The organism is Streptomyces sp. S3(2020) (assembly GCF_013044505.1).
In the GTDB taxonomy this organism is placed as follows: domain Bacteria; phylum Actinomycetota; class Actinomycetes; order Streptomycetales; family Streptomycetaceae; genus Streptomyces.
The window spans coordinates 29,173-55,327 of record NZ_JABERD010000008.1 but is presented as its reverse complement, the minus strand read 5'-3'; the positions used below and the strand labels follow the sequence as shown (position 1 = coordinate 55,327).

Genomic DNA, 26,155 nt, shown 5'->3' with positions numbered 1-26,155 from the left:
TATGTCGACCGTGGTCGATCCCCGCTTCGAGGCCGATCAGCACCGGCTGGCCGGCCGACATCTGGTCACCAGCGTCACCGCCCAGGACGAGATCGTGCGCGGCCACCTCGTGCACGGCACGCCCGTCCTGCCGGGCGTCTTCTTCCTCGACCTGGTCCTGAGGCTCCTGCGGCACGCGGGCGTGGACCCGGCCGCGGCCGAACTGCGCCGCTGCCTGTTCATCGCACCCGTGGTGGCCGCCGGGGACCGGGACCGGCAACTACAGATCGCGGTGGACTCCCCGTCCCCGCAGGGTGTGCTGCCGGTGACCGTGCGCAGCAGGCCGGTCAGCGCGGGAGTCGTGCTCGACGACGCCTGGGAGACCAACTTCCAGGCGGAGATCCGTCTTTCCGCACCCGAGCCCGCCGGGCACGTCGACACCGACCGGCTCAAGGCCGCCGCCGACCAGATCTACGACGCCGACGCGCTGTACGCCTTCGCCCGCCAAGTCGACATCCACCACCGGGACTTCATGAAGGTGGACGGCACCGTCTACCGCGGCGACGGCTACTCCCTCGGCGACGTGCGGCTCGGCCCCGACGCCCAGGAGTACCTGGACCACTTCCACATCCACCCGGTCACCCTGGACTTCTCCACCCTGGTGCCCTTCCTCCAGTTCGAGCCCGAGCAGCGGGAACAGGCCGAGCGCCCCTTCATCCCGATCTACATCGAGTCGTTCCGCGCGTATGCCCCGCTCGGCGCCGCGGCGCAGGTGTACGTGCCGCGCGTGGAGCAGCGCGAGCTGGACGCCGAGACCGTCACCGCGGACCTGCACATCTGCCACCCGGACGGCAGCGTCGTCGCCCGCATCACCGGGTTCCGGGCCAAGCGCGTACGGACCGCCGACCTCATCACCCGGCTCGCCGAAGGCGCGACGGCCCCCGCGCAGACGCCGCCCGCGCCGCCCGTGCCGTTGGTGTCGCCGCGCTCGCCCAGGCAGACCGAGCCGCCGGTCGCGGAAGGACAGCGCACGCTGGAGGCGGCCATCAGCGACCTCGTGGCGGAGGCGCTGGGCAGCGGAGACGCGCCGATGGACCAGGACCGGGGCTTCTACGACCTCGGTCTGGACTCGGTGAACCTGCTCACCATCGCCGTAGCGCTGGAGAAGCTGCTCGGCACCGAGCTGTACCCGACCCTGCTGTTCGAGTACCCCACCGTGAACAGCCTCGCCGCCCATCTGCGGGGCCAGGGACATGTGCTGCCCGGCGGCACCCCCACCCCGCAGGAACCAGTCGTCGTGCAGGCCCCCGCCCCGCGGGCCGAGCCCCAGGGGGCACCGCGACCCGAACCGGCGCCGCACTCCCACGACGAGCCGATCGCCGTGGTGGGCCTCGCCGGACGCTACCCGGGCGCCGCCGACATCCGTGAGTTCTGGCAGGTGCTGCGGGACGGCCGAGACTGTGTGAGCGAGGTACCGCCCGAACGCTGGGACCACACACCCTGGTTCGCCCCCGGCCGGCACATCAGCGGCAAGACCCACGGCAAGTGGGGCGGATTCCTTGACGGTGTCGAGGACTTCGACCCGCTGTTCTTCAACATCTCCCCGCGCCAGGCCGAGTTGATGGACCCGCACGAACGGCTCTTCCTGGAGACCGCCTGGCAGACCGTCGAGGACGCCGGATACACCCCCGAGCAACTGGTCGGACAGACCGGCGGCGCGGTCGGCGTCTTCGCGGGCGTCATGTGGAACGACTATCAGCTGCACGCCCTGGAACAACTCGCCCGCGACAACCCGCAGATCGTCGCCTCCACCTTCTCTCTGATCACCAGCCGGGTCTCCTACGCCTTCGACTTCCGCGGCCCCAGCGTCTCCCTGGACACCGCCTGCTCGTCCTCGCTGACCACCATCCACCTGGCCTGCGAGGCGATCCGGCGCGGCGAGTGCCGGGCGGCTCTGGCCGGCGGGGTCAACCTCTCCCTGCACCCCTTCAAGTACCTGCGGCTGGCGGAGAACAACCTGCTCTCCACCGACGGCCGTTGCCGTGTGTTCGGCGCGGGAGCCGACGGCTACGTGCCCGGCGAGGGCGTGGGCGCCGTGCTGCTGCGCCCCCTGTCCGAGGCCGAGGCGGCAGGCGACCACATCTACGGCGTCATCCGCGGCTCGGCCGTCCAGCACTCCGGCCGCACCAGCGGCTTCGCCGTGCCGAGCCCGGACGCCCAGGGCCGCGTGGTGCTGGAGGCGCTGCGCCGCGCCGACGTCGACGTCGAGACCATCACCAGCATCGAGGCACACGGCGCCGGCACCACGCTCGGCGACCAGATCGAGATCGCCTCGCTCACCAAGGCCTACCGTCGCTCCACCGACCGGCGCGGCTTCTGCGCGGTCGGCTCGCTCAAGTCCAACGTCGGCCACCTGGAAGCCGCTGCGGGCATCGCCGCCCTCACCAAGGTGCTGCTGTCGATGCGGCACGGCACCATCGTGCCCACGCTCCACACCGAGCGGCTCAACCAGGAGATCCCCTTCGACGACAGCCCGTTCTACGTGGCACGGGAACGCCGAGACTGGCCCCGGGTCGTCGACCCGCGCACCGGAGCGACGGCGCCGCGCCGCGCCGGGATCAGCGCCTTCGGCTTCGGCGGTGCCAACGTCCACATGGTGCTGGAGGAGTACGCGGCCCAGGGCGGTGCACGGTCCGACGATCCCGCCGGACCCCAGGTCGTCCCCCTGTCGGCCCGCACGCCCGACGCCCTGCGGGTACAGGCGGAGCGGTTGCGCCGGTTCCTGAGCGAGGATCCGGACCTGCCCTTCGCCGATGTCGCCCACACACTGCGCACCGGCCGGCGCGCCCTGGAGCACCGGCTCGCCGTGGTGGCCCACGACAGCGCGGAGCTGGTGGACCTGCTCACCGCGTACGGCGCCGGACAGACCGACCCCACCCGGGTGTTCACGGGCCGCGCCGGGCGCGACGGCGGCGGCCGTGCGGACGGCACCGACCCGGCCCGGACGGCCGCGGCATGGGTGGGCGGCGCGGAGACCGACTGGGCGACCCGCAGCGGACGCCGTGTGCCGCTGCCGACCTATCCCTTCGAGCGCAAACGGTGCTGGATCCCGATGTCCGAAGGGGGCGCCTCGGCCCCGGCACCCGGCGAGGCCCCGACCGGGGCGGACGCCCCGGGCCCGGCCCCGGTGGCCGTCGCGTCGGATCCGTCGGTGGACCGTGACGGCCGCGCGAGCGGTGCGGAGCCGACGGTTCTCACCGACGTCTCGCGCATCCGAGCCATGCCCGCTGCTGCTGCCGCCGCTGCCGTCCCGACCGCCGTACCCGACGGACTGCTCGTCTACGAACCGGTGTGGGCGCCGAAGGACCCCGAGGGCGGCACGCTGCCCGACGGCGTGCTGCTGGTGCTGGACGACGACGCCGGTCGGGTCGCCGAACTGCGCCGCCGGGTCGTGGCCCGGGTGGTCGCGGTGCGCTCCGGGACAGGCTTCGCCCGCACGAGCGCCGACGAGTTCACCGTCGATCCGACCGCCGAGCAGGACCACCGAGCCGTCGCCGACGCGCTGCGCGCCGAGGGCGCGTATCCGGCGGCGGTCCTGGACCTGTGGCCCCTCGGCGCGGCACTCGGCCCGTCGGTGGCGCGCGACAGCGCCTTCGCCCTGGCGCGTGCCTGGCTGACCTCGTGCACGGCCACCCTGCCGGTGGTCTACGCCTACGCTGCGGACGCCGAGGACCCCGAGCACGCGGCCGTGGGCGGCCTGGCGCGCGGCGTCCGGCGCGAACAGCCCAAGCTGGCGCTGAAGACGGTGTGCCTGGACCCGGCCCTCGGTGTCGAGGAGCAGTGCCGGGCGGTGCTCGCCGAGGCGGTGGCCTGGCAGGACATCGAGGTACGGGTCCGTCGAACCGGACGTGAGGTGCTCGGATTCCGGCGGGTGACGACCACCGCCGCGGCGGATGTCCCGCTCGCCCGCGACGGCGGCACCTATCTGATCACCGGGGGCGCCGGCGGTCTGGGCCGGCTGGTGGCCCGCCGACTGGCCGAGCGGGCCGACGTACGCATCGCTCTTCTCGGCCGGTCCGGACACGGCGCGGAGCAGTCCGCGGCCGTCGCCGAAATCGCCGCTCTGGGCGCGCGGGCCCGCTACTACCCCTGCGACGTGACCGACCGTGCCGCCGTGACGGACACGGTGTCGGCCGTCGTCGCCGACCTCGGCCCCCTCACCGGCGTCCTGCACGCCGCCGGAGTGGTCGAGGACGGACTGCTGCTCCACAAGGACACGGCGGGCATCCACCGGGTCACCGCGCCCAAGACCGTCGGCACCCGTCTGCTGGACGAGGCCACCCGGGACGCCCGCCTCGACTACTTCCTGCTGTTCTCCTCCACCACCTCGGTGCTCGGCACCATCGGCACCACCGACTACACCGTGGGCAACCGCTACCTGGACTCCTTCGCCCACCATCGCCAGGACCTCAGGGCCCGCGGCGAACGGCACGGCCGCACCCTGTCCGTGAACTGGCCCCTGTGGGCGGACGGCGGCATGCGGATCAACCCGGCCGTGGAGCGGCCGGTGCTGGAGGCCAACGGCCTCGAACCACTGAGCACCACCGACGGCCTGGCGGCGCTGGAGTTCGCCCTCGGCCATCCCGCCGCCCAACTCGCCGTGTTCCGCGGGGACGTACGGCGACTGGAGGACCGACTCACCCTCCACCCCGACACCCCGCCCGCCGCGCGCCCCGGTGTGGACGCCGACGCGCTCTGCCGTGAGCTGGCGGGCATCTTCGCGGATGTGCTGAAGGTGCCCGTCGAGGACCTCGACCCGGAGGAGGACCTCAGCGACTACGGGGTGGACTCGATCGCCGCCATGCGCGTCCTCGACGTCGTCGAACAGCGCTACGGCACCGCCGTGGTCCCGTCCGTGGTGGCCCGGCGCCGCACCCTGCGCGCGTTGGCCGATCACCTGGCCGACGAGCTCCCGGCGGCGGTCGGCGCCTCGGCCACGCGACCGGACGTTCCCGGCCGGGCCGCGGAACCGGCTCCGGCACCTGCTCCCGCGCCCGCACCTGCTCCCGCGGCTGCGTCGCCCCGGGCCGTCGGCGGCGGGCGGCGGTCCACGTCCGGGCGGATCGCCGTCGTGGCAGCGGCGGTTCGCGTGCCGGGGGCCGCCTCCGTCGAGGAGTTCTGGCAGAACCTCGTCCGGGGCATCCACTCCGTCTCCCGTACGCCTGCCGACCGGTGGTCGCCGGACTGGTTCGACCGGGCCGATCCGGACGTCGTCGAGGCCGCCCGGTGGGGTGGGTTCATCGAGGGGATCGACCGGTTCGACGCGGAGTTCTTCGGCATCAGCAAGCAGGACGCCGCCTGGATGGACCCCCAGCAGCGGCTCTCCCTGGAACTGGCGCAGGAACTCCTCGACCGGGCCGGCTACGCGCGCAAGGAACTCGCCGGGGAACGCGTCGGTGTCTTCCTGGGCGTTGGTGCCAACGACTACGTCCGCCGCAACTGCATCGGCGGCCCGCCCACCACCCCGCAACTGCTCGTCAGCGCCCTGCCCAACATGGTGGCGACCCAGATCAGCCACGTGTTCGACTTCCGTGGCCCGTCCCTGACCGTGGACACGGCCTGCTCGTCCTCGCTGGTCGCCGTCCACCAGGCCGTGCAGAGCCTGCTCGCCGGGGAGTGCGACCACGCCGTCGCCGGCGGCTGCGAACTGCTGCTCGACCCCTTCGTCTACCTCGGCCTCGGCCGTGCCGGTGTGCTCTCGGGCGACGGCCACAGCCGGGTGTTCGACCGGGAGGCCACCGGCACCGTGCCGGGCGAGGGGCTCGGGATGGTGCTCCTCAAAACCGAGGAACAGGCCCTGCGCGACGGCGACCAGGTGCTCGCCACCCTGCTCGCCTCCGCCGCGAACAACGACGGCCGCACCCTCGGCCTGACCGCGCCCAGCCACGAGGCACAGACGGAACTGCTGCGCACCGCACTGCGGGCGGCCCGCGTCGACTCGCCCTCGATCGGCTACCTGGAGGTCAACGGTTCGGCCAGCCGGTTCGGCGACCCGATCGAGATCCACGCGGCGGCCGAGGTCTACCGGAGTCTGGGCAGCGACACCCAGCACTGCGCCGTCGGCTCGGTGAAGTCCAATCTGGGCGCACTGCTGCACGCCGGCGGCATCGCCTCCCTGGTGAAGACCGTCCTCGCCGTCCAGCACGGCTATCTGCCCGCGACCCTGCACTGCGCCGAACCCCACCCCCGGCTCGGCTTCGACCGCACCCCGTTCTACCCCGTCACCTCCGGTCGCCCCTGGCCGGAGGCGACCGGAAGCCCGCGACGCGCGGCGGTCTCCTCCTTCGGGTTCGGCGGCACCAACTGCCATGTGGTCCTCGAACAGGCCCCCGAGGGACACACCCCGCGCCGCACCCCGCTCGCGCTCACCCGCTTCGACCGAAGGCGCCGGTGGATCACCGCCGGCGCGGGCAGCCCCGGCAGCGACCTTCCGCCGGCCAGCACCCCGCGCGACTACGGCGAGCCGCCCGCGGCCCGCGCCCACCCGGACACCGCCACCGCCGCGGAGGCCACCCCCATGACCACGGGCGATCCCGTACTCCACGCCGTCACCGACCACCTCGACGAACTGGTCCGCGAACGACTCGGCACCCCGGTCCCGCCCGACCGGGCCGGATTCCTCGACCTCGGGCTCACCTCCGCCGACCTGATGGCCCTCAACGACCGCATCGAGAGCGACCTCGGCTGCTCACTCGTACCGACCGTCTTCTTCCGCCACCCCGACGTGCCGCAGCTCGCCGCCCACCTGCGCGCGGAGTTCCCCGAGCAGACCGCCCGCCTCGCCCGGGCCGCCACGGCACGGAAGGCGCCGGAGCCGGTCGTCGCGGTACCGGCGGACCCGGGCACCGCGACACATCCGGACCAGCCGAGGCCCGCCGCCCGCCCGTTCGACGGAGCCATCGCCGTCGTGGGCATGGCCGGACGCTTCCCCGGCGCCCGCGACACCGCCACGCTCTGGCGGCGCCTGCTGAACGGCGACGATCTCGTCACCGACGTACCGGCGGACCGCTGGGACCACCCGGCGGTCTACGACCCGCACGGCGGGGACGGCCGTACCGACTGCCCGCGCGGCGGATTCGTCGCCGACGCCGACAGCTTCGACGCCGCGCTGTTCGGCATGTCCCGCGACGAGGCGCGGGCCATGGACCCGCAGACCCGGCTGCTGCTGGAGGTGCTGTGGGAGACCGCCGAGGACGCGACGGTCGCCGGCCGGCTGCGCGGCTCCGACACCGGCGTGTTCGTGGGCCGCTCCTTCCGCGACCACGAGGAGGAGATGATCCGCGCCGGCCAAGCCGACGGCCCGTACGCGCCGATCGGCACGGCGGTCTCCATGTCCGCCAACCGGCCCTCGCACTTCTTCGACCTCACCGGCCCGAGCCTCACCGTCGACACCGCGTGCTCCGGCTCCCTGTACGCCGTGCACCTCGCGGTGAACGCGCTGCGGCGCGGCGAGTGCCGGATGGCCTTCGCCGCCGGCACCAACCTCATCCTCACGCCCCGGCACTACACCCAGCTGTCCGCGATCGGTGCCCTGTCACCGAGCGGCGCCTGCCACGCCTTCGACGAGCGCGCCGACGGCTACGCGCCCGCCGAGGCGGTCGCGGCCGTCCTGCTCAAACCGCTCGCGGACGCCCTGCGCGACGGCGATCCGGTGCACGCCGTGATCCGGGGCAGCGCCGTCAACCACGGCGGCCGGGCAGGCTCGGTCACCGCGCCCAACCCGGCCCGCCAGACAGACCTGTTGCGGGCCGCCTGGGCCGACGCGGGCATCAGCCCCGACACACTCGGATACCTGGAGGCCCACGGCACCGGGACCAAGCTCGGCGACCCCGTGGAGGTCGACGGCCTCACCGCCGCCTTCGCCGAACACACCTCCCGCAGCGGCTTCTGCGTCCTGGGCACCGCCAAGGCGCACCTCGGCCACACCGAGGCGGCCGCCGGCCTGACCGGGCTCGTGAAAACGGTCCTGACCGTCCGGCACGGCGTCCTGCCCGCCATGCCCGGCTACGCGCGCCCCAACCCCTACTGCACGCTCGACGACGGGCCGCTGCGCGTCAACCGGGCCACCGAACAGTGGGAGACGGCCGGGGGAGTACCGCGCCGGGCCGGTGTCAGCTCGTTCGGCTTCGGCGGGGCCTACGCCCACGTCGTCCTGGAACAGGCCCCTCAGGACTCTCAGACCCCTCAGGCCCCGGAGCGTCGCATGGGGACCGACGGCCTGATGGTGTTCCCGTACTCCGCCGCGGACGTCGACCGACTGCGGGAGGTGATAGCCCGTCAGCGGAGCTTCGTCGCCGACTCGGACGCCCCCCTCGACTCGATCGCGGCGACGCTCCAGCACGGCCGCTTCCCGCTCCCCGCCCGCGCCGCCGTGGTCGCCGCCGACCGGCGCTCGCTCCTGCGCGGCCTGGACGAACTGCTCGCCACGGGGCTGACCGGCGACCGGGTGAGGCTCGTCGGCGGCGACCCCGCCGACACCGCCGCGGACACCGCCCGCCGCTGGACCGACGGCACGACCGACGCCTGGCCGACGCCGCTGGAGACAGCGGCCCGACGCGTGCCGTTGCCCACGTACCCGTTCGCCCGCGAACGCCACGGACTGCCCCTGCCGCCGGCCACGCCCGGCACCGCTTCCGTTTCCGCTTCCGCGTCCGTCCCGCACCGGACGCAGGGCGCCACACCCGGCACCCTCCTCGCAGCCGCCCCGGCGGCCGCCGCCGCGGAACTGGCCGCCGACGCCTGGCTGCGCGACGCCTCCTACGACGGCCTGAAGATCGCCGCGGCCCTGCGGGAACTCGGCGTCACCGCCGGCCGGATGCTCGACGCCGACCTGCGGGCCCGGCTGGGCCGTGACCCGCTGGCGCCCGGGGCGCTGGACGCGTTGGCCGCGGACCCGTCGTACGAGCGGCTGACCCGGGTGATCGAGGGCGTGCTGCGCCGCAGCCGCGCCGCCGATCCGAGCCCGTTCAGGGCGGGGGAGCTCGACGCCCTGCTCGCCCGGCACCCCGAACTCTCCGCCCACGTACGCCTGGTGGCCGAGTGCCTGCCCGCGCTTCCCGATGTGCTGGCCGGCCGGGTCGACCCACTGGAGCTGTACTTCTCCGGCGACCATCCGGACGTCCTCGCGGACATCTACCGGGGCAACGCCATCGCCGACCACTACAACGAACTCGTCGCCCGAGCCGTCCACGCGTTCGCCGCCGCACGGCTCGCCGCCGAACCCGGCCGACCGGTGCGGATCGTCGAGGCGGGCGCGGGCACCGGGGGCACCACCGACCGCGTCCTTCAGCTGCTCGCGACCCTCGGACCGGACGCCGCGCGCGTCGACTACCGCTACACCGACGTCTCGCCTTCCTTCTTCCGGGCGGCCGAGCGCGAGTTCGGCGGCCGCGGGGTGCCGCTGCGTTTCGACGTACTGGACCTGGAGGCCGATCCGGCGGCGCAGGGCTTCGCGCCCGGCTGCGCGGACCTGGTCCTCGCCGCGAACGTCGTGCACGCCACCCGGCGTGTCTCGCGCAGCCTCGGCCGGCTGCGCGGCCTCCTGGGTGACGGCGGAGTGCTGGTGCTCAACGAGGTCACCTGCAACCTCGACTACCTGGCCCTGATGTTCGGGATGATCCCGGGCTGGTGGGCGTTCGAGGAGCCGGCCGAACGCCTGCCCGGAGCCCCGCTCCTCGACGTACCCCGCTGGCGCACGGCACTGGAGGCGGCGGGATTCGCGGGCGTGCGTCCGCTCGGCGCCACCGGGGTGCCGGAGGACGAACTCGACCAGTCCGTACTGCTGGCGGCGGCCACACCGACACCGGCATTGACATCGACACCGGCGACCGGGACCACGACTGCTGAGGAGACGGTCGCGTCCGGCACCGCCACCCCGGAGGGGCTGATCGAGCATCTCGCGGGGGTCTTCGCGGAATTCCTGCGTGTACCCCTCGCCGACATGGACCCCACCGCGACCTTCGACCGCTACGGCCTGGACTCGCTCGGCGCGATCCAGCTGGTGCGCAGGCTGGAGCAGGACTTCGGCCCGCTGCCCAAGGTGCTGCTCTACGAATGCACCACGCTCGACGCCGTAGCCCGCCACCTGCGCGAGCACGCCCCCGACGCCAGCGCCCGGTTCACCGTCACCGCGCCGCCCGCCCCCGCACCGCAGTCGCGGCGGCCGGACCATGAGGCGACGGTCACCGATGACCCCGTGGTCATCGTGGGCCTCTCCGCCCGCTTTCCCGGTTCACCCGACCTGGACACGCTGTGGCGCAATCTCCGCGACGGAGCCGACCTGGTCACCGAGATCCCCGCCGAGCGGTTCGACTGGCGGCGTATCTACGGCGACCCGGTGCGCACCCCGGGCCGCACCAACAGCAAATGGGGCGCCTTCATCGACGGCGTCGCCGAGTTCGACGCCGCGTTCTTCGGCATCTCCCCGCTGGAAGCCGACCTGATGGACCCGCAGCAGCGACTGTTCCTCCAGGCGGCCTGGGCGGCGGTGGAGGACGCCGGACACAGCCCCTCGTCGCTGCGCGGCACCCGCACCGGCGTCTTCGTCGGCGCCACCTCGCACGACTACGACGGCCACCTCACCGCACTCGGCCGCGACCGCGAGGCGCACTCCAGCAGCGGCCTCGCCCACTGCATCATCGCCAACCGCGTCTCGTACCTCATGGATCTGCACGGGCCGAGCCAGTCCGTCGACACCGCCTGCTCCAGCTCCCTGTTCGCGCTCCACGCCGCCGTCCAGGCCATCCGCGGCGGCGACTGCGACCAGGCCATCGCGGGCGGCGTGCACCTGCTGCTCACCGAGCCGCTGTACGTCGCACTCGGCCAGACCGGCATGCTGTCGCCCACCGGCCGCTGCCGCACCTTCGACGAGTCCGCCGACGGCTTCGTACGCGGCGAGGGCGTGGCCGCGGTGCTGCTCAAGCCGCTGAGCCGGGCCCTCGCCGACGGTGACACCGTGCACGCGGTCGTCCGGGGCAGCGGCACAGGTCACGGCGGCCATGTGCAGTCCCTCACCGTGCCCAACCCGGCCGCCCAGGCCGGTCTGGTCTCCTCCGTGCTGCGCGGGGCGGGCGTCGACCCTCACACGGTCAGTTACGTGGAGGCGCACGGCACCGGCACGGTGGTCGGCGACCCGATCGAGGTACGCGGCCTGCGGCTGGCCTTCGCCGAACTCACCGGTGAGCACGGCGAGGTGAGCGAACCCTGGTGCGGCCTCGGCACCATCAAGTCCAACATGGGCCACCTGGAGGCGGCGGCCGGCATCGCGGGCCTGGTGAAGGTCGTCCTGGCGATGCGGCACGGCGTCCTGCCCGCCAGCATCCACTACCAACGCCCCAACCCCCTGCTGGAGTTGGAGGGCAGCCCCTTCCACATAGTGGGCACCACCCGGCCCTGGGACCGGCTCAAGGACGCCTCGGGCCGGGACGTCCCGCGCCGGGCGGGCATCAGCTCGATGGGCTTCGGCGGCGGCAACGCCCACGTCCTGCTGGAGGAACCGCCCCGGCCCGAGCCCGCCCCGCGTTCCGCGCACGGCCCCCGCCTCGTCGTGCTCTCCGCGCGCGACGAGGACCGGCTGCGGGCGGCGGCCCGGCACCTGAGCGATCACCTGGCCTCTCACCAAGTCGCCCTGGACGACCTGGCGTTCACCCTCCAGGAGGGCCGGGACGCGATGACCGTACGGCTGGCTCTGGTCGCCGCCGATCAGGACGGACTGCGCGAGCAGCTCGACGCCTACCTCGGCGGCCGGCCCGGCCGGTACGCCACCGGGACGGCCGCAGCGGGCGTCGCGTCGCCGGCGGGGTCGGTGCCGGCGGACCCGCTGGAGTGGGGCCGGGCCTGGACGGCCGGTGCCGGCATCACCTGGTCCGCGTTGCGTGCTCCGGGCGCGTCCCCCCGCCGGGTCTCCCTTCCCGGCTACCCCTTCGCCCCGGAACGCCACTGGGCGGACCAGGACACGAACCCGGAACCGGTGCCCGGCGGTTCCCCGGGAACGGGGCGTGCCGCGGGCCACGAGCCCGCGGTGCCCGACGCACGCCTCCAGGACGTCCTGGAGGCCTTGCAGCGCGGCGAGTTGACGGTCGACGAGGTCGACCGACTGATGGCCACGAGCGAGAACGGATCCCACGCATGAGCGCCGACTCCGCACCCCCGCAGGGAGGTTCCCTCCGCCGGAGCATCCTCGCCCGGGTCGACTCGGGCGACCTCACGCCCGCCGAAGCCGTCGAACTGCTCAAGCCCGACGGAGACCGCCTCGCCCTGTTCCGCTCCCGGTGGGCGCCCCGGCCCGGGTCCCCGGCATCCCGGCCCGGGCCACCGCGGGGGCTGGCGGTCGTGGCGACCGACGCACGGTCCCTCGCCGCCGCACCGACCGGGGCGCTCCGTGTCGCACTCGGCCCGGGAGACACGCCGCCCGAGGACGGCGTACGGATAGCCGACCCGGCCGACACCTCGGCGTGGACGGCCCTGTGGGCACAGCGCCGGACCGCGGGCGATCCCGTACGCCAGGCCGTGTTCCTGGTCGACGTGGCCGCCGAGGACGCGCAGCACGCGCTGGACCCGCTCTTCGCGGCCGTGCAGGCGCTGATCGCCGACCGGCAGGGCGGTCCGCTGGACCTGGCCTGTGTGGTCGCCGGACCCGGCCGCGAGGCGGTGGCCTCGGCGCTGGGCGGGTTCTGCCAGATCGCGGGCTTCGAGGACCGGCGCGTGCGCGCCGTCGTCGTCGAAGCCCCGGACCTGCCCGCGGGATCGGCCGGAGCGGCGGACGCCGTCCGTCTCGCGCTCGCCGAACTCGCCCTGGCCCGCCCGGGATCCGCCCAGGTGCGCCGCGACCGGACGGGACGTGGCCTGCGTGACGTCGAGCCTGTCGAGGCACCGCCTGCGGACCGGCCGGTCTTCCGGCGAGGCGGCAGCTATCTGATCACCGGCGGCGCGGGCGGTATCGCGCTGCGCCTGGCCGAACTGCTCGCCTCACGCCACGGCGCCCGCTTCGTCCTGATGGGCCGCTCCGAGTCCGGCGAACGGCAGCGCGCCGCCTGTGAGCGCATCGCCGAACTCGGCGGACAGGCCCGCTACTTCAGCGGCGACGTCCGCACACCGGCCGATGTCGAGGCCGCCGTCCAGCTGGCGGTGCGGGAGTTCGGCACCTTGCACGGAGTGCTGCACTCGGCGGGCATCAACAACGACACGTACGTGGTCAACAAAGACCCCCGTGACGTCGTCGCCGTGACGGGCCCCAAACTCTCCGGCGCCCGCAACCTCGACCTGGCCACCGCCGACCTGCCACTGGACTTCTTCGCGCTGTTCTCCTCCACGGCCGCCTACCTGTGCATGGCAGGACAGAGCGACTACGCCGCCGCCAACCGGGGCCTGGGAGGGTTCGCAGCGACCCGCGAGGCACTGGTGGCGCGGGGCAGCCGCAGCGGACGCACCGTGTCCGTGTGCTGGCCGCTGTGGAGCGGCGGCGGCATGGACCTGGAGGCGAGCGACAAGCGGGTCCTGCGGGAACTCCAGGGCATGGTCGCCATGCCGGCGACGGAGGGCCTGGCCGCGCTGGAGGCGGCCCTGCGGGGCGAAGGCCCGGAGTGGCTGGTCGTCTACGGCGACGGGCAGCGCGCCGCGGACTTCATCGCGGGGCGCATGGCGGAGCGGACCGACGACACCGGCTCCGACGACGGCACCGGCTCCGTTGTCGAACAGCACTACAACACCGCGGACTTGACCACCGCCGTAGAGCAGTGGCTGCTGAGGCTGGTCTCGGACACGGTCCGGCTGCCCGCCGGACGGCTCCGCCGCGACCAGGAGTTCGCCACCATCGGCGTGGACTCCATCCTGATCCGTAAGCTCACCACCGTCCTTGAAGACGAGTTGGGCCCGCAGCCCGTCACGCTCTTCTTCGAGTACCGCAACGTCGCCGAACTGGCCGCGCAGCTGATCCGCACCCACCGGGCCGAGTTGGCCCGTCGGCTCACCACGCCGGTCCCGGACCAAAAGGCTCCGGCTCCCGAACCGGCACCTGAACCAACTTCCGTCCCCGCGCCCGGGCGCGCGCCGTCGTCGGACGCCATCGCCGTCATCGGCCTGGCGGGACGCTATCCCGGCGGCGAGGACCTGGAGGAGTTCTGGCGCTCCCTGTCCGAGGGCCGGGACTGCGTCGGCCCGATCCCCGGGGACCGCTGGGACCACGCCGCCTACCACGCGCCGGGAGAACGCCGCCCGGGCCTGGCCTACGGCGACCACGGCGGCTTCCTGCCGGACGTGGCCCGCTTCGACGCCGCCTACTTCAACATCTCCCCGCGCGAGGCCGAGCGCAGCGACCCCAAGGAACGGCTGTTCCTGGAAGTCGCCGCGAGCGCCCTACAGGACGCCGGCTACTCCCGGAGCCTGCTCCAGGCGCGCACCCGTGACGCCCGCGGCCGTCACGCCATCGGGGTGTTCGTCGGCGTCACCGGCTCCTCGTACGGGCTGCTGGGCGCGGAGGAGTGGGGCCGCGGCAACCGCGTGATCGCCCCCGCGATGGACTTCTCGGCGGCCAACAGGCTGTCGTACTGGCTCGACGCGCACGGGCCGAGCATGGTCGTGGACACCGCCTGCTCCGCCTCGCTCAGCGCGCTCCACCTGGCCTGCGAGAGCCTCAGGTCGGGGGAGAGCCGGATCGCCGTCGCCGGCGGTGTCTGCGTCAACGTCCACCCCAGCAAGTGGGTGGTCCTCTCCGAGCTGCGGATGCTCGCACCCGGCGGACGCTGCCGGGCCTTCGGGGCGGGCGGCGACGGGTTCGTGCCCGGCGAGGGAGTGGGAGCCGTCGTCCTCAAGCCGCTGTCCGCCGCGATCGCGGACGGCGACCCGATCCGCGGCGTGATCCGCGGCACCGCCGTCAACCACGGCGGCCGCACCAACGGCTACACCGTGCCCAGCCCGAAGGCACAGGGCTGGGTGGTCGCCGATGCCCTGCGTGCCGCAGGCGTCGACGGCCGCGACATCGGCTACGTCGAGGCCCACGGCACGGGCACCGCCCTCGGCGACCCGATCGAGGTGGAGGGACTGCGCCGGGCCTTCGGCGAGTACACCGAGGCCACCGGCTTCTGCGCGCTCGGCTCGGTGAAGTCCAACATCGGGCACACGGAGTCGGCGGCGGGCATCGCCGGGCTCACCAAGATCCTGTTGCAGATGGAGCACGGCACCCTCGCGCCCACCCTGCACTGCGACGACGAGAATCCGGCCCTGGACCTCGCCCGCACCCCGTTCGTGCTGCCCCGCACCGCCCAGCCCTGGCAGCCGCCCGCGGGCCGGCCGCGGCTTGCCGCGCTCAGCTCCTTCGGGGCGGGCGGTGCCAACGGCCATGCGGTGGTGGAGGAGTACGTGCCCGCCGGGGCATCCGAACCGGCCCCGCCCGAAGGGCCCGAGCTGATCGTCCTGTCCGCCGACACCGAGGAGCAGCTGCGGACCGTCGCCGGGCGCCTGGCCGACCGGTTCGCCCGGCCCGGCGCCGACGCCCTGCCGCTCGCCTCCGTCGCCGTCACCCTGCAACAGGGCCGCGAGCACCTGGCCCACCGGCTCGCCCTCGTCGCACACAGCGTCGCCGAGATCGCCCCTGCCCTGCGTGACCACCTCGCAGGGCGCGAGGTCGTCGGCCTGCTGACCGGGCGCGCCGATCCGGCCGCGCCGGGCGACGACAACCCCGACCGGCTGCGGCACTTGGCCCGCAGCGGCTCGCCCGACAACCTCGCCCGCGCCTACACGGCCGGCGCCGACATCCCCTGGGAGCAGGTCGAGCGGCCGGGTGTGCGACGGGTCGCCCTGCCGACCTACCCGTTCGCGGGCGGACGCCACTGGATCCGTACGACCGCCACCGCTCCGGCTACCGCCACCACCACCGCTCCGGCTACCGGCACGGAGGCGTCCGGCCCACTCACGGTCCGCCTGGACCCCGCCGACCCGCTCGTTGCCGACCATCTCGTCGACGGACGCCGGATCGTCGCGGGCGTCCTCCAACTGGAGCTCGCCCGCACCGCCACCGGGGCCCATGCCCCCGCGGCCCTGAAGGACGTGCGCTGGCGAGTGCCGCTGGAGGTCGCCGATGACGGCACGGACGTACGGGTCGTCCTGACCCCGGGCCCGCACGGAACGGCGTACGAGATCACCACCGGAGACGGCGACGGCGACGGCGACACACGGATCGTGCACAGCACGGGCACGGTGGTCACCGGGGACCAGGAGCCGTCCGTACCCCTGCCGTTGGACGCCCTTCGGGCCCGCTGCCGCATGCGCGTCCCCGGCCACGAGCTGTACGAGCGGGCAGCCGCGGCCGGCCTGGCCTACGGGCCCGCGTACCGGGGAGTGCGCACTCTGCTGCGCGGCGACGCAGAGGCACTGGTCGAGCTGGAGCCGGGCGGAGAGCTCGGCGCCCCGGGCACCGTGCCCGCCGGGCTGATCGACAGTGCCCTGCACGCCGTTCAGGGCATCCTGCCCGAGCCCCTTGCCGCCCGCGCCCCCGTCCCGGCCGCCGCGGGGGTCGTTCGGTTGCTCGGCGACCCCACGACCGCCCGGCACGCCCACGCCCGTCTGTTGCGCGCGGACGACACCAGTGCTCGCTGCCAGGTGGTCGTCGCCGACGGCAGCGGCCGGCCGGTGCTGGTCCTGGACGACTTCACCGTCGCCGCCCGGCCCTCCGGGGACCCGGTCAGCTATCTCGCCCCGCGCTGGACCGCGATCGGGACGCCGCCCGCCGTGGCGGGAGCGCGCGGGCGGGCCCTGGTGCTCTCCACCCCGGACGACTTCCGGCTGGGCGTACGCCTCGCCGAGCGGTTCCCGGGCGCGCTGACCGCCGACCTGACCCGGCTCGACGCCGTCACCGATCTGCCGCGTCTGCTCGACGAGGCGGGACCCGCACCCGATGTGTACTTCCTCGGCGGTGTCGACGCGGTCCGCTACAGCCACGAGGACCTCACCCACCTGGAGCGCAGCCAGCGGCACGGCGCGATCGCCCTCTTCCACCTGGCGCGCGCCCTGGCCACGGCCCGCCCGCAAGGAGCCCGGCTGACGGTGGTCACCAGCGCGGTCCAGCAGACCGACCCGGCCCGCCCGGCACGCAATCCCTTCGCCGCCTCGCTGATCGGGCTCACCAGGTCACTGGCCCGGGAACTCCCCTTCCTCAGGACCGGACTCCTCGACCTCGACCCGGACGAACTCGCCGCGTACTCGGGCGAACCCGTCGCGTACTCAGGCGAACTCGCCGCGTACCCGGGCAGCGTGGGAGGCGACGCCGCGGATCCGCTCCTCGACGCGGTCACCTCGGCCGCCACCGAGGGTCCCGTTGCCGAGCGGGCCCTGCGAGGCGGGGTGCTGCTGGAGTGCGAACTGACCGCGGTGGAACTGCCTGCCGCCCGCGACGAAGCCTTGCCGCTGCGCAAGGGCGGCCGCTACCTCGTGCTCGGCGGAGCGGGCGGCCTCGCCTCCGTGATCGCCCGTCACCTGGCCGAGCGGTACGGTGCACGCCTGTTGCTCGTCGGACGCAGGCCCGCCGAGGCGCTGCCCGACGGATATCTCGACGGGCTGCGTCGGGCCGGTGGCGACGTGCACTACGAAGCGGCCGACGTGGCCGACCCCGAGGCCATGCGCAGGGTCGTGCGGAGCGCGGACAGCCACTTCGGTGGCATCGACGGTGTCGTCCACTCGGCGTTCGTCCTCGCGGACCGCACCCTGGAGCGGATGGACGAGCCCACCTTCCGTGCCGTTCTCGATCCCAAGGCGCGCGGAACGGTCGTACTGGAGCAGGTCCTCGCCGACCGGGAGCTGGACTTCATCGCCCTGTTCTCCTCCGCCATCTCCCACACCGCCAACCCCGGCCAGGCCAACTACGCCGCCGCGTCCACCTTCCAGGACGCCTTCGGCCGACACCTGGCCGCCCGCCTCGGCCGTCGCGTCCGCCTGTTCAACTGGGGGTTCTGGGGCGAGAGCGGCTCGGTCGCCACCGACGCCTACCGGACGCGGATCAGCCGCTCCGGAGTCGAACCGCTCACCGACGAGCAGGGCCTGGCCGCGTTCCGCCGGGTCATGGCCGCCCCGGTCACCCAGATCGCGCCGATCCGGCTCACCACCGCGCCCGCCGGGGAAGTACGGCGGCTCGCACCGGCCGCCGGTCCGGACCTGGCCCGGGCGGCGGGCCGCGGCGCGGCAGACACCCTGGACGACGTGGACGCCGAACCGCTGCCGGGCCGCGACTACTTCGACCGTGTCGAACGACTCGCCCGCCGCCAGATCATGAACGCGCTGCGCGGCCCCGCCGGACTGCGGACGGGGGAGCGCGCCGAGCCGGACCGTATCGCCGAACGGCTGGCCGTTGTCCCCGGTCAACGTCGCCTCCTCGACGCCGCGTTGACCGCGCTGCACCACGGCGGCCACCTCACCCCCGAGGGCACCGTCACGGATACGGGTGAGGACGTGGGCGCCCTGCGCGCCGAACTGGCCGCCGGGTACCCGCACAGCGCGGGTGCCCTGGAGCTGATCGGCGACTGCGCGGCCGCGCTGCCCGACGTGCTCGCCGGCCGCCGCGGTGGACTGGAGCTGTTGTTCCCCGGCGGCTCCGACCACCGAGTGGCGCCGCTCTACCACGACGATCCGAGGTCGGCGTACTTCAACGCCGCCTGCGCGGGCGCGGTACGGGCGGCCGTGGCCCGCGTGCTGGACGGCGACCCCGGCGCCCGGGTGTCGGTACTGGAGATCGGGGCGGGCACAGGCGGAACCAGCCGCCCGGTGCTGAGGGCGCTCGCGCCGTACGCGGACCGCGTCGCCTACGACTACACGGACCTCGCGACCGGTCTGGTGCGCCGTGCGGAGCAACGACTCGGCGCCGACCACCCGTTCGCCCGCTTCCGCGTACTGAACATCGCCGCCGAGCCGGAGCCGCAGGGCTTCCCCGAGGGCGGCTGGGACGTGGTGCTCGCCGCGAACGTCCTGCACGCCACCCCCGACCTGCGCCGCACCCTCGCCCATGCCCGCCGACTGCTGCGGCCGGGAGGTGTGTTGGTGCTGAACGAGGCCACCCGCGTGCTCGACTCCGTGAACGTCGTCTTCGGGCTCACCGACGGCTGGTGGGCCTACGAGGACGGCGAACTCCGGCTCCCGCACTCGCCGTTGCTCAGCCCCGGCGCCTGGCGGGCCGTGCTGGCCGCAGCAGGCTTCCGTGACGTCCAGGCGTACGGCGTGCCCGGCGTGCCCGGCGCGGAGTCGGGCCAGCACATCGTGATCGCCGAACGCGATGCCTGGGCGCATGCCGTCCGGGGGACGGCGGCTCCGGTCCAGTCGCCCACACCGACCGACACGCAGGTGACGGCACGTCCGGCACAGGCGGGGACCGATGACGCCCACCGCAGGGCGGTCGGCTGGCTCACCGAGGCCTTCGCCGAGAGCCTGCGCATGCGGGCCACGGACCTGGACCCCGGTGCGCCGCTGGAGGTCTACGGCTCCGACTCGCTGATCACCATGGAGATCGCGGACCGGGTGGAACGGGAACTCGGCGCGGTCACCGGCCCGTTGCCGTTCATCGGCGGCACGATCGGCTCCGTCGCCGAGGCGCTCGTCGCATCGGGGAAGTTCACGGACGAGACAGCCGCGAAGCCCACGGAACGCGCCCCGGCACAGGAGCCCGCCGCGGGGGACGAGCCTGTCGGGGCGCCGGAGGCCGACGTGGCCCAAGAGCCCGTCGCCGTCTTCCCGGGACCCAGTGCCCTTCCCGCCACCACCGGCGACTCGCCCTCCGCCACCAGCCATCGGACCGCCGCGAGGCCGGACCCGTCCGCTGCCGCGCACCACCCCGAGCCCGTCGCCGTCGTCGGTCTCGCGGGCCGCTACCCCGGCGCCGACGACCTGGAGGCCTTCTGGGAGAACCTCCGGACCGGCCGGCGCAGTCTCGGCGAGGTACCGACGGAGCGTTGGACGTCCGCCGAGCACCAGGACGCCCCCGGCCGTACCCCGCACCGCTGGGGCGGCTTCCTGCACGGTGTGGACCTGTTCGACCCGTTGCTGTTCCGCATGTCGCCCCGCGAGGCGGAACGGACGGATCCGCAGGAGCGGCTGTTCCTCCGCTGCGTGTGGGAGGCGCTGGAGGACGCGGGCAGCACCGCAGCACGGTTGGCGGCCCAGGCCGGCCCCGCGGGAGTCGGTGTGTTCGTCGGCGTGTCCGGGTCCCCGTACCAGCAGCTCGCGCTCGAACGCTGGGGCCGAGGGCACCGGGAGGCGCCGCCCTCCGGGCCGTGGTCGGTGGCGAACCGGGTCTCGCACGTGTTCGGATTCGGCGGGCCCAGCCTGGCCGTGGACACCGCCTGCTCGTCGTCGCTGACCGCACTGCACCTGGCGTGCCAGGCTCTGCGGGACGGCGACTGCGAGGCGGCCGTGGTGGGCGGGGTCAGCCTGATCCTGCACCCGTCCCACCATCTGGCCCTGTCCGCGGCGACCATGCTGTCCTCCGACGGCCGCAGCCGCGCCTTCAGCGCCGAGGCCGACGGATTCACCACCGGTGAGGGCGCCGGCGCGGTGATCCTCAAGCCCCTGCGGGCCGCCTTGCGCGACGGTGACCGGGTGCACGCCGTGCTGCGCGCCTCCGGCGCCAACGCCAACGGGCCCGAAGGGGCCTACGCGTCCCCCGACGGAGCCGCACAGTCCCGTTTGCTGCGCACCGTGCTCGACCGGGCCGGACTGGGCCCCCAGGACGTCCAGTACGTGGAGGCGGCCGCGTCCGGATCCCCGCTGTCCGACCCGCTGGAGGCGGCCGCCCTCGCCGACGTGTACGGGGCCGGCGGGCGCGGCTTGTACGTGGGTTCCGTGAAGCCGGCCATCGGCCACCTGGAAGCCGCCTCCGGCATGGCGCAGTTGACCAAGGTGCTGCTCCAACTGCGGCACGGACGCCTGGCGCCGACCCTGGACTGCGATCCGGTGCGGGAGGGCGTCGAGGGACCGGGACTGCGTCTGGTCCGCGAGGAGACCGAGTGGGCCCGGCCGTCCGGTGCCCCACGACGGGCCGCGATCAGCGCCTTCGGCGCCGGGGGCGCCAACGCGCACCTCATCGTCGAGGAGGCGCCGCCGGTGCCACCGCGCGCGGTCGCCGATCCCGGACGCCCGCACGTGATCGTGGTCTCGGCGAACCGGGAGGAACGGCTCCTCGTCGCCGTACGACGGCTACGCGACCGGCTGGTCGCCGGTGGCCCCGCGCTGCCGCTGCCGGACGTGGCCCGCACCCTCCAACTGGGCCGTGCGGCGCTGCCGTACCGACTCGCCCTCGTCGCCGACGACACCGACGCGGCCGTGACGGCACTGACCGCCCATCTCGACGGCCGCGGGACGGAACACGGCGTGGTCACCGGCCGCGCGAGCCGCACCTCGCGCCCCTTCCACCGAACCGACGACGTCGCGGCGCTCGCCGCCGCCTGGGTCTCAGGCGAGGACGTCGACTGGACCGAGCAGGACCGCGACCAGGAACGCGCGGTCGTGTCGCTGCCCCACTACCCCTTCGCCGAGGAGCGTCACTGGATGCCCGAGATACCGGCACCGCACCCGACTTCGGACATCGCCCCCACTGCCGTACCGGAGCCCGCGCCCGGCACGCGGGCCGCCTACGCCCTGGTACCGCCCCACCCCGACCCAGCCTCCGTGCCACGCCCGGCCGCGCCGTCCACCGGGCGGGTACGAGCCGCTGTCGTGGCCGCGATCGGCGAGGTGCTCGGCGTCAGCGCCCGGGACCTGGACTTCGCCGACCGGCTCAGCGACTACGGCTTCGACTCGGTGAGCGTGATGGCCCTGGCCGCTCGGCTGGAGACCGATCTCGACGTCCCGGTCAGCCCCACGGCCCTGTACGCGGCACCGGATCTGGCCGGGCTGGTCGACCTGCTCGCCGAACCGCCGGCGTCCACGCCGCCGGCACCGCAGGCGGCGCCGAGGATCCTGGTCGAGGAGCCCGTCGCCCTACGACGTCCCGGGGCGGGCGCGGCAGCAGGGGAGCCGCGTACGGGACCGGAGCCCGTGGCCATCGTCGGCATGGCCGGCGCCTTCCCCGGCAGCCCTGACCTGGAGTCCTTCTGGGGCAACCTCGTCGCGGGCAAGGACCTCGTCGGCACAGCCCCCGGCGGACGCCCGCAGGCGAGCACCGCAGGGGCGACCGGCGGATTCCTCAGCGACATCGACCACTTCGACGCCGAGTTCTTCCGGATCTCCCCGCGCGAAGCCCGGCTGATGGACCCCCAGCACCGCCTCTTCCTCCAGGCGGCCTGGCACGCCGTCGAGGACGCGGGCCAGGACCCGCACCGCCTCGCCGGCAGCGACACCGGGGTCTTCGCCGGCGTCGCGTCCTCGGAGTACTCCCAGCTGCTGCTCTCCCGCGGCGTGCCGGTGGACGGGCAGATGGCCACCGGCAACGAGCACAGCATGCTCGCGGGCCGCCTGTCCTTCCTGCTGGACCTGCACGGTCCCAGCGAACCCGTGGACACCGCGTGCTCCAGCAGCCTGGTGGCCGTGCACCGGGCTGTGCGGGCCATCCAGGACGGCGACTGCTCGGCGGCCCTGGCCGGCGGCGTCAACCTGATCCTCAACGCCAACGGCTTCGAGGCGTTCGGCAGTTCGGGGATGCTCGCCGGTGACGGACGCTGCAAGACCTTCGACCACCGGGCCGACGGCTACGCGCGCGGCGAGGGCGTCGGCGTGCTGTTCCTCAAGCCGCTCAGTCGGGCGGAGGCCGACGGCGACAGCGTCCACGCCGTGATCCTGGGCAGCGCGGTCAACCACGGCGGCCGGGCCACCTCCCTCACCGCACCCAACCCGGCGGCACAGGCGGCCGTGATCGGCGCCGCGCTCCGGCGGGCCGGTGTCGGAGCCGACACCATCGGCTACGTCGAGGCGCACGGCACGGGCACCCCGCTCGGTGACCCCATCGAACTGGAGGGCCTCACCCGGGCGTTCCGCGACCACGGCTGGGACGGCTCGGGCCGTCGCTGTGCCCTGGGCACGGTGAAGACCAGCGTCGGTCACCTGGAGACCGCGGCCGGCATCGCGGGCCTGATCAAGACCGTGCTGGCGATGCGGCACCGCATCCTCCCGCCGCTGCTGCACCTCGAACGCCCCAACCCGCTGCTGGAACTGGAGCGCAGCCCCTTCCACCTGGTGGACGCCGCCCGGCCCTGGGACCGGCACTCCACCGGGGACCACGAGCTGCCGCGCCGGGCCGGAGTCAGCTCCTTCGGCTTCGGGGGCGCCAACGCCCATGTGATCCTGGAGGAGTACCCCGACCGGCGGCCCGCCCCCGCCGCGAGCGAACCGCAGCTGATCGTCCTGAGCGCCCTGGACGAGGAGCGGCTCGGCGCCTACGCGGCCCGTCTCCTGGACCACACCCGACGCGTCCTGACGCGGGGCACCGACGAGGACCCCGCCCTCGCCGACCTGGCCTGGACCCTCCAGACGGGACGTTCCGAACTGCCCGCCCGGCTGGCGCTGGTGGTGTCCTCCCTGCCCGAACTGGCCTCGGCGTTGGAGGCCGTGGCCGACGGCACACCGGTCGAGAACCTGTCCCGAGGCCGTGCCGACGCCGCGGCCGACGACCTGACGCTCGCCGACCCCGACCCGGTACGCCTGCTCGCCGCTGGCCGGCAAGAGGGTCTACGCCGTGTCGGCGCGCTGTGGGTCCGCGGCGCCCGCTTCGAGTGGCCCGCATTGCGCGACGGCGGCCGCCGGCCCGTCCGACTCCACCTGCCGGCCTATCCCTTCGCGCCCCGGAGCCACTGGCTGCCCGAGACGGCCGCACAGAGCGCAGTGACGGCCCCGGTGCCCACGCCTACCGCGCCTGTACGTACGGCAGTTGCCGCCCGCAGGGCGCCGGAGACAGTGCGGCTTCCGGCGGCCGAGCCCCCGTCCCCGCAGCCCGCAAGGCCGCTGCCGGTGGTTGAGCCTCCGGCTCCGGAGCCCGCGACGACACCACAGGCGCCTACTGCCGAGTTGCTCAGCGACGCCGTGCAGGACCTGCGGGCCATCATCGCCGAGGGCGTCGGCATGCCCGCCGAGAGCCTCGACGCCGACCGGGACTTCGCCTCGTACGGCATCGACTCCATCGCGGCACTGCGCATCATGCAGCGCGTCCAGGCGCACTTCGGCGACGACGTCCCGATGGCCGCCATCTTCGAGTACTCCACCGTCCGCAAGCTCGCCGCACACCTGGCCGACGAGGGCCTCGCATCGGGGCAGGGCCCGCAGTCCCCACCGACCGCGGAACCCACCGCTTCCCCCGGTCGGACGCTCGTCGCGGCGTCGCCCCAGGCCTCCGGCGACCGGACAGGCGGTGCCCGCCCACCGCAACCGGCTCCCGCCCCCGAACCCCCGGCCGTTCCCAAGGTCTTCGCACTCGCCGACCCGGTCGACCCGGACGTCACACCCGTGTTCGCCGTGCACGGTGGTACCGGCGAGCTGAGCTGGCTGACCCGCCTGCTCGTCGGCCTCGCCGCCGGGGGAGGGGTCCTCGGTGTCCAGGCGCCCGGGTTCGGGACGCGGCCGCCCGCCCCCGGACTGTCGATCGACAGGCTCGGTGTCGAGTGCGCCGCGGCGATCCTGGAGACGCGCCCGGTCGGGCCCTTCCGGCTGACCGGGCATGCCGCGGGAGCGCTCGTGGCGATCGAGACGGCCCGCGCGCTGGCCCGGCAGGGACACGAGGTCGAGCGGCTGACCCTGATCGACCCCGCCGCCCCGGGCCGTGACCTGACGGGATCCGAGTCCGCTCACCTGCGGGCCGCGGCCCTGGTCCTCGGCGAGGCCTGGGGAGCCCATGAGTCCCTGGCGCAGCGGCTTGCCCCGGCCAGCACCGCGGCCGAGGTCGCCCGCCTCCTGGAGGAGCTGGCCGAACCGCCCATGCCGCAGCAGAAACTGACCGCCTGGTTGTCTGCCGCGGGTACCTGGCACGCCTCGCTCGCCCGGGCCGCCGCCACATACACCCCGGCTCCCCTCACCGATGTGCCCCGCACACTGATCGTCACCACCGCCGACGCCGAACCGGCCGACTGGCCGCGCCTGATCGTGCCACCGCCTCTCATGCTCGAACTCCCGGCCGGTGTGGGCCTGTTGAGTGATGACGCAGTCGTCACCCGGCTTCGCGAGGCCGATCGGGGCGCGGTGAGCGTGCCCGGACAGGTTGCGGACGGCGAGGCGGAGCCCGACACCACGGACGACTCCGTCGAGTTCGACACCGACGACCAGGACGAGGGCGCCCACCTGGTCTCCGTCAACGGCGGTGGCCGGCGCCCGGCCACCTTCTGGACCCATCACCTCTTCGGTGACGTCAGCTACTGCGTCTACCTCTCCCGCCATCTGGGCCCCGACTATCCCGTCTTCGCCCTGGAACAGGTCGACTACCAGCTCGCCTTCCGCTCCTTCGACGACATCCAGCAGATGAGCTCCGCCTACCTGGCGGCACTGCGGGAGCGCAGGCCGCACGGCCCGTACCGGATCGGGGGTTGCTCCTTCGGCGGGGTGGTCGCCTACGAGATGACCCAGCAGCTGCTGGCCGCGGGGGAGGAGGTGTCGCACCTGTACCTGGTGGACCCGCTGATGCCGGGCACCGGTGCGTGGGACGGGGTGGACGCCAGCGGGATCGAGGAGAGCGAGGGGGAGAACCTGGCCCTGATGCTGATCGGCAACTCCGCCTGCCAGTTGTGGCGGGTGGACGAACAGATCGGCGTCGAGAAACTGCACGGCCTCACACTGGACGAGCAGTTCGCCACGATGGCCGAGCACGTCGTCGCCAACTCGCCCGCCACGCTGGCCCACGACCATGTGCTGAAGCTGATGCGCAGCAAGTGGGACGTGCTCCAGCTCAACGGCAAGCTCCTCGACGGCTACCAGGCCGTCCCGCTGCCCGCCCCGGTGGACGTCACCGTCTTCCACGCGCGGCGCGGGTTCTCCGCCGAGGGCAACCCGTTCGGCATGCCCGCGATCCCCCGCACCGACGGGGACACCAGCAACGGGCTCGCCGGGCTGGTCCCGGAGCGTGACCTGAGCGTCCATGTCATGGACGCCGACCACTTCACCATCGTGCTGGAGGAGAACCTCCAGCGGATCGCGGGCCTCCTGCGGCCCTCACTGGACGGGGAGTGAC

Annotated in this window: 2 protein-coding genes; both read left to right on the top strand. The window is 74.2% G+C overall.

Features of this window, described 5'->3' with window-relative positions; genetic code table 11:
• Window position 1: 1 nt before the first annotated feature.
• Window positions 2–12,169, top strand: coding sequence for an SDR family NAD(P)-dependent oxidoreductase (locus tag HLK59_RS04705; RefSeq protein ID WP_171139929.1), 12,168 nt, complete (start codon window positions 2–4; stop codon window positions 12,167–12,169).
• Window positions 12,166–26,154, top strand: a complete 13,989-nt coding sequence (locus HLK59_RS04700) for an SDR family oxidoreductase (RefSeq protein WP_171139928.1) — start codon at window positions 12,166–12,168, stop codon at window positions 26,152–26,154. Before HLK59_RS04705 ends, HLK59_RS04700 begins: the two co-directional genes overlap by 4 nt.
• Window position 26,155: the final 1 nt, after the last annotated feature.

What these genes read in the sequence shown, in the direction of transcription:
- HLK59_RS04705 (WP_171139929.1), top strand. Translation starts at nt 2, where the DNA reads ATGTCGACCGTGGTCGATCCCCGCTTCGAGGCCGATCAGCACCGGCTG.
- HLK59_RS04700 (WP_171139928.1), top strand. Translation starts at nt 12,166, where the DNA reads ATGAGCGCCGACTCCGCACCCCCGCAGGGAGGTTCCCTCCGCCGGAGC.